Below are 13,876 nucleotides of genomic sequence, written 5' to 3' on the forward strand. Positions count from 1 at the left end.
TGCACATGCGTACCGAACAACCGCAAGTGATCTACCTCAAGGATTACCAGGCGCCCGAGTACCTGATCGACGAGACGAACCTGACCTTCGAGCTGTTCGAGGACCACACCCTGGTTCACGCGCAACTGGTCATGCGCCGCAACCCGGCACGCGGTGCCGGCCTGCCGCCACTGGAGCTCGACGGTCAGCAGCTGGAGCTGCTGCGCGCCTCGTTGGACGACCAGGAACTGCAATCAGGCGAGTACCAGCTCTACGCCGACAGCCTGACCGTGCAACCCAAGGCGGAGCGCTTCACCCTCGACACCAGCGTGAAGATCCACCCGGAGAGCAACACCGCGCTGGAAGGCCTGTACAAGTCCGGCAAGATGTTCTGCACCCAGTGCGAGGCCGAGGGCTTCCGCAAGATCACCTACTACCTCGACCGCCCGGACGTGATGAGCACGTTCACCACCACGGTGATCGCCGAGCAGCATCGCTACCCGGTATTGCTGTCGAACGGCAACCCGATCGGCAGCGGGCCGGCCGAAGACGGCCGCCACTGGGCGACCTGGGAAGACCCGTTCATGAAGCCGGCCTACCTGTTCGCGCTGGTGGCCGGTGACCTGTGGTGCGTGGAGGACAACTTCGTCCGCCAATCCGGCCGCGACGTGACCCTGCGCATCTATGTCGAGCCCGAGAACATCGACAAGTGCGACCACGCCATGGTCAGCCTGAAGAAGTCCATGCGCTGGGATGAAGAAGTCTACGGCCGTGAATACGACCTGGACATCTTCATGATTGTCGCGGTCAACGACTTCAACATGGGCGCCATGGAAAACAAGGGCCTGAACATCTTCAACTCGAGCTGCGTGCTGGCCCGCGCCGAAACCGCCACCGACGCCGCTCACCAGCGCGTCGAGGGCGTTGTCGCCCACGAGTACTTCCACAACTGGTCGGGCAACCGCGTGACCTGCCGCGACTGGTTCCAGCTGTCGCTCAAGGAAGGCTTCACGGTGTTCCGCGATGCCGAGTTCAGCGCCGACATGAACTCGCGCACGGTCAAGCGCATCGAGGACGTCGCCTACCTGCGCACCCACCAGTTCGCCGAAGATGCTGGCCCCATGGCCCACCCGGTGCGCCCGGACAGCTTTATCGAAATCTCCAACTTCTACACCCTGACGGTGTACGAGAAGGGCGCCGAAGTGGTACGCATGGTACGTACCTTGCTGGGCGCCGAAGGCTTCCGCAAGGGCAGCGACCTGTACTTCGAGCGCCACGATGGCCAGGCGGTGACCACCGACGATTTCATCAAGGCCATGGAAGACGCCAACGGCGTCGACCTGGCTCAGTTCAAGCGTTGGTACACCCAGGCCGGTACCCCGCGCCTGGACGTCAGCGAAGCCTATGACGCAGCTGCGCAGGCCTACAGCCTGACCTTCCGCCAGAGCTGCCCGCAGACCCCGGACAAGGCCGAGAAGCTGCCGTTCGTGATCCCGGTGGAACTGGGCTTGCTCGACGCTCAAGGCAACGACCTGCCGCTGCAACTGGCCGGTGAGGCCACTGGCGCTGGTACCAGCCGGGTGCTGTCGGTGACCGAAGCCGAGCAAACCTTCACCTTCCAGGGTATCGCCGCCAAGCCGTTGCCTTCGCTGCTGCGTGGTTTCAGTGCGCCAGTGAAGCTGAGCTTCCCGTATGACCGCGACCAGCTGATGTTCCTCATGCAGCACGACAGCGACGGCTTCAACCGCTGGGAAGCGGGCCAGCAGCTGTCGGTGCAAGTGCTGCAGGAACTGATCGGCCAGCATCAGCGCGGTGAAGCGCTGAAGCTCGACCAGCGCCTGATCACTGCCCTCGGTACTGTGCTGGGCAACGAGTCGCTGGACCCCGCCATGGTCGCCGAGATGCTCTCGCTGCCAGGCGAAGCCTACCTGACCGAGATCAGCCAGGTGGCCGATGTGGATGCCATCCACGCCGCCCGTGAGTTCGCCCGGCAACAGATCGCCGAGCAGCTGTTCGACGCCCTGTGGGCGCGTTACCAGGCCAACCGCGAGGTGTCGCGTAACACCCCTTACGTGGCCGCCGCCGAGCACTTCGCCCGCCGCAGCCTGCAGAACATTGCCCTGTCGTACCTGATGCAAAGCGGCAGGCCGCAGGTGTTGGAGGCGACCCTGGAGCAGTTCGAAAAGTGCGACAACATGACCGAGCGCCTGACCGCGCTGGCCGTGCTGGTCAACTCGCCGTTCGAAGCCGAGCGCGCCAAGGCGCTGGAAAGCTTTGCCGAGCACTTCAAGGACAACCCGCTGGTCATGGACCAGTGGTTCAGCGTGCAGGCAGCCAGCACGCTGCCGGGCGGGCTGGCGCGGGTCAAGGCGCTGATGCAGCACCCGGCGTTCACCCTGAAAAACCCGAACAAGGTGCGGGCGCTGATCGGTGCCTTTGCCGGGCAGAACCTGGTCAATTTCCATGCGGCCGATGGTTCGGGCTATCGCTTCCTGGCGGACCTGGTGATCGAGTTGAATGCGCTGAATCCGCAGATCGCTTCGCGTCAACTCGCACCGCTGACCCGCTGGCGCAAGTATGACGATGCGCGGCAGGTGCTGATGAAGGGCGAGCTGGAGCGGATTCTCGCGTCCGGTGAGCTGTCCAGCGATGTCTATGAAGTGGTGAGCAAGAGCCTGGCGTAAGCTGGGTAGATCCTGGGGCTGCTGTGCAGCCCTTTCGCGACACAAGGCCGCTCCCACATGGAAATGCAAATCCCTGTAGGAGCGGCCTTGCGTCGCGAAAGGGCCGCACAGCGGCCCCGGTTTTTTCCGGTTAACAAAACATAACGCAGCGTGCGTTGTGTTCGCGCAACCTTCCCCGATACGATCCCCACAAGCCTCTAACACAGGCGTTCCACAGCACAGACCCACCAAAAAGAACACAATAGGGGATGGTCATGAAGGAGCGGGTGATGACGCAGGCCAGGCGTGGTGCCTGGCCGTTGGCGGCCGGCGCGATGCTGGCGCTGGCACTGGGCATGTGGGCTGACAGCGCGCAGGCCGCTGCTGCCGATGAATACTCGACCGAATCAGCCAAGGCCAGCCAGAGCCTGCTGATCGGCGCCGCCCATGCCGGCAAGCGCCTGGTGGTGGTCGGTGATCGCGGCCACATTCTGTTCTCCGACGACCAGGGCAGCACCTGGACTCAGGCCCGGGTGCCCACCCGGCAACTGCTCACCGCCGTGTTCTTCCTTGACGACAAGCGCGGCTGGGCGGTCGGCCACGATGCGCAAATCCTCGCCAGCAGCGACGGTGGCGCCACCTGGAGCAAGCAATTCGAAGACCTGTCCCGCGAAGCGCCCTTGCTCGATGTCACCTTCCTTGACGCCCAGCACGGCTTTGCCGTGGGCGCCTATGGCGCGTTGCTGGAGACCAGCGACGGCGGCCAGCATTGGCAGGACATCGCCGAACGCCTGGACAACCCCGACCAGCTGCACCTCAACGGCATCGCCCGGGTGCGCGACGCTGGCCTGTTCATCGTCGGCGAGCAGGGTGGCATGTACCGCTCCAGCGACAACGGCCAGACCTGGGCCAAGGTCCAGGGCCCTTACGAGGGCTCGCTGTTCGGCGTGATCGGCACTGCCAAGGCAAATACCCTGCTGGCTTACGGGCTGCGCGGCAACCTGTTCCGCTCCAGCGACTTCGGTGACAGCTGGCAGCCGATCGAACTCAAGGCCGCGCGCGGCGACCTCGAATTCGGCCTGGCAGGCGCTACGCTTGTCGAAGATGGCAGCCTGGTACTGGTCGGCAATGGTGGCAGCGTGCTGCGCAGCACCGATGATGGCCAGACCTTCAGCGTCTACAACCGCAGCGACCGCATCGCCCTGGCCGGTGTCACTGGCCTGGCCGACGGTGGCTTGCTGCTGGTGGGGCAGGGCGGCGTACACCTGGCCAGCGCCGAAGGCGCCGAGCAAGCAGCCAGGGAGGTGCGTCCATGACCAGCAGGGAGAGCATTACCATGCACCCGCATCATCAGGACAAGGCCACGCTGCTCGAACGCCTGATCTTCAACAACCGGCCGGTGGTCATTGCCCTGTGCCTGCTGGTCAGCATTTTCCTGTTCTGGCAGGCCACGCAGATCCGCCCCTCCACCAGCTTCGAGAAGATGATCCCGCTGCAGCATCCGTTCATCGAGCAGATGATGGAGCACCGCAACGACCTGGCCAACCTGGGCAACACCGTGCGTATCTCGGTCGAAGCGGTCAATGGCGACATCTTCGACAAGGACTACATGGAAACGCTGCGGCAGATCCATGACGAGGTGTTCTACATTCCGGGTGTCGACCGGGCCGGGTTGAAGTCGCTGTGGAGCCCCAGCGTGCGCTGGAGCGAGGTCACCGAAGAAGGCTTCTCCGGCGGTGAAGTCATCCCCAACACCTACAACGGCTCCCAGGACAGCCTCGACACCCTGCGCGATAACGTGCTCAAGTCTGGCCAGGTCGGGCGCCTGGTGGGCAACAACTTCAAGTCCAGCATCGTCGACGTGCCACTGCTGGAAAGCTTCCCTGACCCGCAGGACCCCGGCAAGCAGGTCAAACTGGATTACCAGCAGTTCTCGCACCAGCTGGAAGAGAAGATCCGCGACAAGTTCCAGGCGCAGAACCCCAACGTGAAGATCCACATCATCGGCTTCGCCAAGAAGGTCGGTGACCTGATCGACGGCCTGGTGATGGTGGCGATGTTCTTCGGCGTGGCCCTGGTGATCACCTGGGCCCTGCTGTACTGGTTCACCTGGTGCATCCGCAGCACCATCGCCGTGCTCATCACCACCCTGGTGGCGGTGGTCTGGCAGCTAGGCCTGATGCATGCGGTGGGTTTCGGCCTGGACCCGTACTCCATGCTGGTGCCGTTCCTGATCTTCGCCATCGGTATTTCCCACGGCGTGCAGAAGATCAACGGCATCGCCTTGCAGTCCAGTGACGCCGACAATGCGTTGACCGCCGCCCGGCGCACCTTCCGCCAGTTGTTCCTGCCGGGGATGATCGCCATCCTCGCCGACGCCGTGGGCTTCATCACCCTGCTGATCATCGACATTGGCGTAATCCGCGAGCTGGCCATCGGCGCATCGATCGGTGTGGCGGTGATCGTGTTCACCAACCTGATCCTGCTGCCGGTGGCGATTTCCTATGTCGGCATCAGCAAGAAGGCCATCGAACGCAGCAAGAAGGACGCGACCCGCGAGCACCCGTTCTGGCGCCTGCTGTCGAACTTCGCCAGCGCCAAGGTGGCTCCGGTATCCATCACCCTGGCACTGATCGCCTTTGCCGGCGGCCTGTGGTACAGCCAGAACCTGAAGATCGGCGACCTCGACCAGGGTGCGCCGGAACTGCGCCCGGACTCGCGCTACAACCAGGACAACAACTTCATCATCAGCAACTACTCGACCAGTTCCGATGTGCTGGTGATCATGGTCAAGACCCCGGCGGAAAGCTGCTCGATCCACTCGACCATGGCGCCGATCGACGAGTTGATGTGGACCATGCACAACACCCCCGGCGTGCAGTCGGCGATCTCCCTGGTGACCGTGTCCAAGCAGGTGATCAAGGGCATGAACGAGGGCAGCCTGAAGTGGGAGACCTTGTCGCGCAACCCGGACATCCTCAACAACTCCATCGCGCGCGCCGACGGCCTGTACAACGCCGACTGCTCGCTGGCACCGGTGCTGGTGTTCCTCAACGACCACAAGGCCGAGACCCTGGAACGTGTCACCGCTGTGGCCAAGGCGTTCGCCGACAGCCATGACAAGGAAGGCCTGCAGTTCCTGCTGGCGGCGGGCAACGCCGGGATCGAGGCGGCTACCAACGAGGTGATCAAGTCGGCCGAGCTGACCATCCTGATTCTGGTCTACCTGTGCGTGGCGGTGATGTGCATGATCACTTTCCGTTCATTCGCCGCGACCCTGTGCATTGTCCTGCCGCTGGTGCTGACATCGGTACTGGGTAATGCGCTTATGGCGTTCATGGGGATTGGCGTGAAGGTCGCCACCCTGCCGGTGGTGGCCTTGGGTGTGGGCATCGGCGTGGACTACGGCATCTACATCTACAGCCGGCTGGAAAGCTTCCTGCGTGCCGGCCTGCCGTTGCAGGAGGCTTACTACCAGACCTTGCGCTCGACCGGTAAGGCCGTACTGTTCACCGGCCTGTGCCTGGCGATCGGCGTGTGCACCTGGATCTTCTCGGCGATCAAGTTCCAGGCCGACATGGGGCTGATGCTGACCTTCATGTTGCTTTGGAACATGTTTGGCGCGTTGTGGCTGCTGCCGGCGCTGGCGCGGTTCCTGATCAAGCCGGAGAAAATGGTGGGTAAGCAGGGCGGCTCCATTTTCGCCCATTGAATCGCCGGGGGCCGCTTTGCGGCCCATCGCGACACAAGGCCGCTCCTACAGGGAAACGCGAACCCCTGTAGGAGCGGCCTTGTGTCGCGATGGGCTGCAAAGCAGCCCCAGAGGTTATAATGCCGGCTCATTCAAAACCGGTATCCCCATGTCCCCCCTCGCCACCGCCCTCGCTTCCTGCGACATGCTCCTGATCGACGGCCTGCACGCCTTCGATTTCACCTGCGACGAATCCGGCCTGACCATCGAATGCATGGATGGCCGCCAGCACCGCCGCTGGTCCTTCACCCCCGAGCAGCTTGCTGCCGCTGTCGGCGCCGGTGATGAGTGGCAACTCAGCGATGCCCAGGGCGAGCATCGTCTAGTCTGTATGAGTGCCTTTCGCGCCCCGGATGAAGACGACGATGAACCGGATCTGGACGAGCCTGCTGACCGCTAGCCTGATGAGCCTGACTATCACCGCCCACGCTGCCACCTTGCTGGTGGGCAGCTACACCGATGGCCAGAGCCAGGGCATCTATCGTTACCAGTTCGACAGCAAGGCGGGGAAAATCGACCCCACGCCGCAGCAGGTGGTCAAGAGCGTCAGCCCGTCGTGGCTGGTGCTGTCAGCCGACCAGCGCCAGTTGTTCACTGTCAATGAAACCCCCAATGGCCATGTCAGCAGCTTCAGCGTCAGCACCAAGGGCGAGATCAAGCCGCTGAACCAGGTGAGCAGCCGTGGCGATGAGCCCACCCACGCCAGCCTCAGCCGCGACCAGCGTTACCTGTTCGTCGCCAACTACGCCGTCGCCCCCGACCCGGGTGGCAGCCTGGTGGTGATTCCGGTGGCCAAGGACGGCAAGCTCAAGGACGTGATCCAGCAGCTGCGGCACAAGCCCAGTGGCGTCAACCCCGAGCGCCAGGCCGGGGCCCATGTGCATTCGCTGGTGCTGTCGCCGGATGGCCAGCATGTGTATGCCTGCGACCTGGGAGCCGACAAGGTATTCATCTATCGCTACGATGGCGCCAGCGCCGATCACCCGCTGACCCCGGCAATCCCGGCGTCGGTGGACCTGCCGCCTGGCAGCGGGCCGCGTCATCTGCTGTTCGATGCCAAGGGCCGGCATGCCTACCTGACACTGGAGATGAGTGGCGAAGTGGTGATGTTCGACGTCAAGGACGATGCCTTGCTGGAGCGTCAGCGCCTGCCGCTCACCGAACAGCAGGATGCCGCCGCCAAGGCCTCGGGTGGCCTGCATCTGTCGGCAGACGGGCGCTTCCTGTATGTCAGCAACCGCGGCACGGCGAACGAGATCGTGGTGTTCAGCGTGGGCAAGGACGATGGCCAGCTGACCTTCCTGCAACGCCGTTCGGTGGAAGGCGACCACCCGCGCGAATTCGCCCTGGACCCGAGCGACAACTTCCTGCTGGTGGCCAACCAGAAGAGCAACCAGATTGTGGTCATGCGCCGCGACCCGCGCAGTGGCAAGCTCGGCGAGACAGTGCAGACCTTCACTCAGGATGCGCCTTCGGACCTCAAGTTCATCAAGTGAGGCTCGCTGGAGGGACTATCGATACGGGTAATAATCCTTACCAGCGCAATGAATTTCTGCGGGCGACCTCGGCGGCGTAAGTTTGACCCAAGGCCCAAGCGGCTGAACGTCAAACCACTCAAGTCGAGGTCAGCCACCATGAACTTCAATCTCTTCCCCGTGATTGCCGCATCCGCCATTTCCGCTTCCGTCGTGCTGCCGGCCCATGCCCATGCCGACAGCAGCAAGCCCACGGCCACCCACAGCTACACCGAGCAGTACCTGCGCCAGAGCGCCAACTTCCATGCGGCCTTGAGTGGCAAGCACAGCCACTGAACGGTACTCGGTCTTGTAGGAGCGGCCTTGCGTCGCGAAAGGGCCGCGAAGCGGCCCCGGCAATCTCGGCGGTGACGCAAAATACCGGGTCCGCTACGCGGCCCTTTCGCGACGCAAGGCCGCTCCTACAAGGGACCGCGCACGCTACTTGGCCATCACTGACTTGAACAGGTCCGAAGCCAACCATCCCTCCAGCCAGCTCCGCAGCCGCGGATAAGCTGCCTCGGCGAACCACTGCGGTTCGACCCCGGCAAACTGGCGCATCAGGGGCAACAGGGCGGCATCGGCCAGGCTCGGGTGGGTGGCCAGCAAGTACGGCCGGCCTTCGAGCAACTGCTCAAGCTCTGCCAGCCAGGCTTCAGCCTGCTGGCGATAGTGCTCGCGTGAGTGTTCGGGGTAACGCTCGGCGTACTTGTACAGGTTCACCTGCGCCTTGAACGTGCTGTCGTTGCGGGCCATCAGGGCTTCGGCGTGCTGTGCTGCGGCCGGGTCGGCCTGCAGGCGCCAGTCCTGCGGGTCGTGCTGTTCAAGCGCCCAGCGCATGATGTCCAGGCTCTCTTCCAGTACGCCGGCACCGGTATCCAGCACCGGTACCGTACCCTTGGGCGACAAGGCCAGCAGTTCTGCCGGCTTGTTCTTCATCGCCACCTCGACGATTTCCACCGCACAGCCGGCATAGCGCAACGCCAGGCGCGCACGCATCGCCCATGGGCAGCGGCGGAACGAGTAGAGGATCACCCGCACACCTCCACGTCGCTCAAGCCATTGCCCTGGCGGCGTACCTGGATCTGCACCGGGATGCGTTCGTGCATTTCCTGCACGTGGGAGATCACCGCGACCTTGCGACCCTGCGCCTGCAGGCCGTCGAGGGCATCCATGGCCAGTTGCAGCGACTCTGGATCGAGGCTACCGAACCCTTCGTCGATGAACAACGACTCGATGCGCAAGGTGCTTGAGGCCATCGACGCCAGGCCCAGGGCCAATGCCAGCGAGACCAGGAAAGTTTCACCGCCTGACAGCGAATGCACCGAGCGCAGCTCGTCACCCATTTCGGTGTCCAGCACCAGCAGGCCCAGGGCGCTGCCACCGCGCTTGAGGCGATAGCGACGCGCCAGCTGGCGCAGTTGGGTGTTGGCGTGGTGCAGCAGCAGGTCAAGGTTGTAGCCTTGGGCGATCTTGCGGAACACGTCGCCCGAGGCCGAGCCGATCAGCGCATTCAGCCGCGCCCAGCGCTGCCATTGCTGGTAGGCCTGCTCGATCTCCCCGCTCAGGGCCTGGCTCGCCTGCTGGCGGCGCTGGTCGTCGGCCTGCTGCGCGCGCAGTTCGGCGCATTGCTGTTCATGCCCGGTCAGCCGTTCGCGCAGCTCGCCCAGCGCTTGCTCAAGGTCTTCGACCGAAGCCTCGACGCTCATCTGCCCGGCGTGTTGCTGCAGGCGCTGTGCGCGTTCCTGGAGCAACACGCGGCTCTGTTCGATGGCCTTTTCGGCGCTTTGCAGGCGCTGGCGCAGCGCATTCAACTGGGCATCGTCGATGGCCAGCAGACGATCCAGCCCGGCGTCGTCCAGCTCCGGATGTTCGGCGCGCCACTGGGCGATGTCGCCTTGCAGCTGCTGGTACTCATGCTCCAGCGCCTGTTGCTGCTGGATATTGGCCTTGAGTTCGCTGGCCAGTTGCACGCCCTGGGTGCGCAGGTCTTGCAGCTGCTGGGCAGTGTCTGCATCCGCGGCGCGGGCCTGTTCCAGCTGGTTGTCCATGTGCTGCTGCCAGGCTTCGGCGCTGGCCTGCTCGCCGAGCAACTCGGCCAGCGCGGCCTGGGCTTGCTGGCGCTGCGTGTCGAGTGCAGCGAGCTGTTGCTGCGCCTGCGCCAGGGCCTGCACGCGCGCCTGTTGCTGGTCACGCAGCTTGTCCAGTTGCAGCTGGCGCGCCTGCTGTTCTTCCTGTTCGTCCTTGCGCTGTTCCAGTTGCTGCAGGCGCTGGGCGATCTGCTGGTCGAGGGCGAGGAAGGCATTGGCCGGGTCATCGCCGAGGGCTTTGAGTACATCGCCCGGGAGTACATTGGCCAGGTCATTGAGACCTTGCTCCAGTTGCTGCTCATCATTGGCCAGCGCCTGGTGTTGCTGGTCGAGATGGCGCTGGGCCTGCTGCTGGGCATCCTGCGCCGCCTGTAGTTGCTGGTTGAGGCGAGCAGCATCCTTCTGCAGGGCGAGCAGGGCACTCTGGCGTTTCTCGTCCTTGCCGATTTCTTCGTCCAGGCGCCGCAGCTGGCTGTCGAGCCAGGCACTGCGGGCCTTGTCATCCTGCGGGGCGAGGGCGGGCCAGAGGCTGTGCGCCTGCACCTGTGCCACCAGCGGCTGCAGCTGCTCGCCCAGGTGCTGCTGTTGCTGCTGGTAGTCCTTGAGCTGGGCATTGACCACGCCGAGCTGGGTGCGCAGTTCGACCAGCTTGCCGTTGAGGGTTTCGACCTGTTTCTGCGCCGCTTCCTCTTCGGCCTGGTCATGGCGACCGAGGCTCTGCAACAGTGCTTCGGGTTGGTGGAACGGGTGTTCGGCGCTGCCGCAGACCGGGCAGGGCTCGCCATCGCGCAACTGGCCGCGCAGTTCTTCAACGCTGGTGTTGCGCGCCAGGCGCTGGCGTTGCAGCAACTGGCGGGTGAGGTTGAGCGCCTGTTCGGCGGCTTCCAGTTCAGCCTTGGCCGCAGTCCCTTCGCCGATCAGTTGCTGGCGTTGCTGCATGGCTTGCAGCTGGCGCTCACGCAGGGCATCGAGCTGCTGGCGCAGTTCCAGTTCGCGGCCGTGCAGGCGTGACAGTTCCTCGACGGCGCGTTGCTGTTTGCGGTTATCCTGCAGCATGTTGCCGAGCAAGTCGATCTGCTCGGCCAGGGCCTGGGGCTCGGCCTTGGCTTCGCGGAACAGCAGCTCGAAGTTGTCGCGCTGGGCCTGCAGCTGGGCATTGGCCTGGCTGGCCTGGGCCTGCAGGCCTGGCAGCTCTTCACGCCCCTTGGCCAGGCGGCCACCGATCAGCATCACCTGCTTGAGTTGCGGCAGGTAGGCCTGCCAGGCATTGGCCAGGCCGGCCAGGTGCTGGCTGTCGGCCAGGGCGGTGTCGATCTGGGCCAGTTGCTGCTGGCTGCGCTGCTGGTTGTGTTCCGTTTGCTGTAGTTGCTGCTGACCTTCGGCAACTTGCTGTTCGGCTTGCTGGCAGGCCGTTTGCTGTTCCACCTGTTGCTGGTCGAGGCGCGCCAGGTTGTCCTGGCCGGCGAAGGCCTGGCGCAGGCGCGGCGCATTTTCGCTGTGCAGGGTCTGGCTTTGTGCCAAGGCTTCGCGAGATGCCAGCAGCGCCTGTTCCAGCGCTGCGGTGCGCGTTTGCAATGCGTCTTGCTGGCGCTGTTGCTCGGCGATCTGCGCCGCGACTGGTGCCAGTTGCGCGGCGAGCATCTGCTGGCGGTGGAACTGGTGGCGCTGCGGCGCCAGGCGTTCCAGGCGCTGCAGGTCGAGGCGTTGCTCGGCCAGTTGCTGCCATTCCTGTTCGGCGGCTTGCAGGGTGGCGCCGGCTTCGGCGTGCTGGGTTTGCAGCTGGCGTTGTTCATCGAGCCAGTTGCGCTGCTGCTCCAGCTGACGCTCGCCGGCCTGGTCGGCCTTGAACTGCTGCAACGCCTGTTCCAGGCGCTGGTCGAGCTCGGCGCGGGCTTCGCTGGCCATTGGCAGCAAGTGACTGGCGCGATCCTTGAGGGTGTTGTGGGTTTCGGCAGTTTCCCGCGCCTTGCTGAACGCGCGCTGGCCGAGGCGGGTGTAGATGGCGGTGTTGGTGAGCTTTTCCAGCAGCTCGCTGCGCTCTTTGTCGTCGGCCTTCAGGAAGGCGCCGAACTCGCTCTGGGCCAGCATCACCGCACGGGTGAACTGCTCGAAATTCAAGCCCAGGCGGGCTTCGATCAGTTGCTTGTATTCGCTTTTGCCGCTGCCCAGCACTTGCTCGCTGTCCAGGTCATACAGGCTCTGGCGGCTGAATTGCAGCTTGCCGTTGGCCTTGTCGCGGGCGCGGTTGGCTTCCCAGCGGGCGCGGTAGCGGTGGCCGTCGATACCGACGAAATCGACTTCGGCAAAACCGCTGCCGGTGCCGCGGCGCAGCAGGTTGCGCGGGTCGGATGTGGGAATCTCACCGTCGGCGTCTGGCACTTTGGCTTCGCGGCCGATGTCGTTCAGGCGCGGCACGGTGCCGAACAGGGCCAGGCACAGGGCATCGAGCAACGTGCTTTTGCCGGCGCCGGTCGGCCCGGTGATGGCGAACAGGCCGGCGCTGGCCAAGGGCTCGGCGGTGAAGTCGATGTCGACCGGGCCGGCCAGGGATGCCAGGTTCTTCAGGCGGATGGCGAGAATCTTCATGGCTGTTCCTCTTCCAGCTGAACGTCCTGCAGCAGCAGGGCGAAGTCGGCCAGGGCCTGTTCGTCGACGGGGTTGCCGTAGGCCTGTTCCCAGGCACGGCTGAACAGGTCCTGCGGGGTCATTTGCGACAGCTCGACGAATGCCAGGTCATCGTCTTCGCCACGGCCAGCGCCGGCATACTCGGCGCTGATGCGGATCAACCGCACCGCCTTGCCGTGCAGGGCGGCTTCGATCTGCTGGCGCAGGTCCGGTTGCGGTTCGTCCAGGTGTACCCGCACTTCCAGCCAGGGCTGGCGGTTAGGGTCTTCGAGCAGGTCGATCACGGGCAGCTCGGCCAGTTGTTCGAGCAGTTCACCCAGCGGCGCCGGGCCGACCCGCTGCAGGGCCACCGCACGCGGTACCGGGCGAGGCTCGACGCTGACCAGCTCGCTGCCGTCGAGCTCGACTTCCAGCACCTGGTGCGGGTAGTTGATTTCGGCGAACGACAGCGGGATCGGCGAGCCACTGTAGCGGATGCGGCTTTCGCGGTTGACCTTCTGCGGCTTGTGCAGGTGACCGAGCGCCACGTAGCTGATCGACTTGTCGAACAGCTTGGCCGGCAAGGCCTCGGCATTGCCGATGATCAGGCTGCGCTCGGAGTCTTCGGACACCGCGCCACCGGCCATGTGCGCATGGCTGATGGCAATCAGCGCCTGGTCCTTCTTGCGCTTTTTCTGCGCCGCGCCAATCAGCTGCTGATGCACCTGGGTGATACCCTGCAGGTAGTCGTCACCCAGCTGCGGGCCGGTCACTTCGGCCGGGCGCAGGAAGGGCAGGGCCAGGCACCAGGCGGCGACCTTGCCACGGCCGTTGGTCAGCGGAATGAGCAGGCGCTCGGCATCCAGCTGGCCTTCGTCGAGCCAGTGCACCCGGCCCAGCGCGTGGGTGCGCAGGCGGCGCATGAGCGCGGCGGGCAGCTCGATGCGCGAGCCGGAGTCGTGGTTGCCGGCGATCATCACGATGTCCAGCTTCGGCTGCTGCTCGTGGGCCTGGACGATGAAATCGTAGAGCCGTTCCTGGGCTTTGACCGGCGGGTTGACCGTGTCGAAGATGTCGCCAGCGATCAGCAGCGCATCCGGCTGGCGCAGGCGCAGCTGGCCGAGCAGCCAGTCGAGGAAGCAGGCGTGTTCGAAGTCGCGTTCCTGGCCGTGCAGGCTTTGGCCCAGGTGCCAGTCGGAGGTGTGAAACAGACGCATGGATGACCTGTTGGTGTCGAGTCAGCAAGCCGGGGGCTTGGCGTGAATGATGGGCTTC

Annotated in this window: 9 protein-coding genes; 6 read left to right on the forward strand and 3 right to left on the reverse strand. The window is 64.5% G+C overall.

The features are described 5' to 3' along the window. Positions 1-5 precede the first annotated feature (5 nt). The 6 genes from pepN (at position 6) to BUQ73_RS28460 (ending at position 8,204) form a co-directional block, all read left to right on the forward strand. Entirely contained in the window at positions 6-2,663 is a 2,658-nt protein-coding gene (gene pepN / locus BUQ73_RS06305) for an aminopeptidase N (protein WP_079227095.1), read from the forward strand. A gap of 269 nt (positions 2,664-2,932) precedes the next feature. Continuing rightward, positions 2,933-3,958 (forward strand): WD40/YVTN/BNR-like repeat-containing protein, encoded by a 1,026-nt coding sequence (locus BUQ73_RS06310; RefSeq protein ID WP_416171807.1) that lies wholly within the window; start codon positions 2,933-2,935, stop codon positions 3,956-3,958. A gap of 20 nt (positions 3,959-3,978) precedes the next feature. Further along, entirely contained in the window at positions 3,979-6,354 is a 2,376-nt protein-coding gene (locus tag BUQ73_RS06315) for an efflux RND transporter permease subunit (protein ID WP_079230493.1), read from the forward strand. Positions 6,355-6,502: 148 nt separating this feature from the next. Continuing rightward, positions 6,503-6,793, forward strand: coding sequence for a DUF5629 family protein (locus BUQ73_RS06320; protein ID WP_079227096.1), 291 nt, complete (start codon positions 6,503-6,505; stop codon positions 6,791-6,793). Continuing rightward, positions 6,759-7,889 (forward strand): lactonase family protein, encoded by a 1,131-nt coding sequence (locus BUQ73_RS06325; protein WP_192858688.1) that lies wholly within the window; start codon positions 6,759-6,761, stop codon positions 7,887-7,889. Before BUQ73_RS06320 ends, BUQ73_RS06325 begins: the two co-directional genes overlap by 35 nt. A 138-nt stretch (positions 7,890-8,027) precedes the next feature. After that, positions 8,028-8,204, forward strand: coding sequence for a hypothetical protein (locus BUQ73_RS28460; protein ID WP_177331676.1), 177 nt, complete (start codon positions 8,028-8,030; stop codon positions 8,202-8,204). A gap of 144 nt (positions 8,205-8,348) precedes the next feature. Here the strand turns inward: BUQ73_RS28460 and BUQ73_RS06330 are convergent, their stop codons facing one another. Genes BUQ73_RS06330 through BUQ73_RS06340 form a run of 3 tightly spaced genes read right to left on the reverse strand, consistent with a single transcriptional unit; the run spans position 8,349 to position 13,818 of the window. After that, the gene (locus BUQ73_RS06330) at positions 8,349-8,942 is read right to left on the reverse strand and encodes a glutathione S-transferase (RefSeq protein WP_079227098.1); all 594 of its coding nucleotides are present in this window, start codon (positions 8,940-8,942) and stop codon (positions 8,349-8,351) included. Continuing rightward, a complete protein-coding gene (locus BUQ73_RS06335; RefSeq protein ID WP_079227099.1) occupies positions 8,939-12,583 on the reverse strand; it encodes an AAA family ATPase in 3,645 nt (1,214 codons plus the stop codon). The genes BUQ73_RS06330 and BUQ73_RS06335 overlap by 4 nt, the downstream gene beginning before the upstream one ends. Beyond that, complete coding sequence (locus tag BUQ73_RS06340) at positions 12,580-13,818, reverse strand: exonuclease SbcCD subunit D C-terminal domain-containing protein (RefSeq protein WP_027919121.1); 1,239 nt, start codon at positions 13,816-13,818, stop codon at positions 12,580-12,582. The genes BUQ73_RS06335 and BUQ73_RS06340 overlap by 4 nt, the downstream gene beginning before the upstream one ends. Between the last annotated feature and the right edge of the window lie 58 nt (positions 13,819-13,876).

Origin of the sequence: Pseudomonas putida, from assembly GCF_002025705.1 — a bacterium.
In the GTDB taxonomy this organism is placed as follows: Bacteria; Pseudomonadota; Gammaproteobacteria; order Pseudomonadales; family Pseudomonadaceae; genus Aquipseudomonas; species Aquipseudomonas putida_J.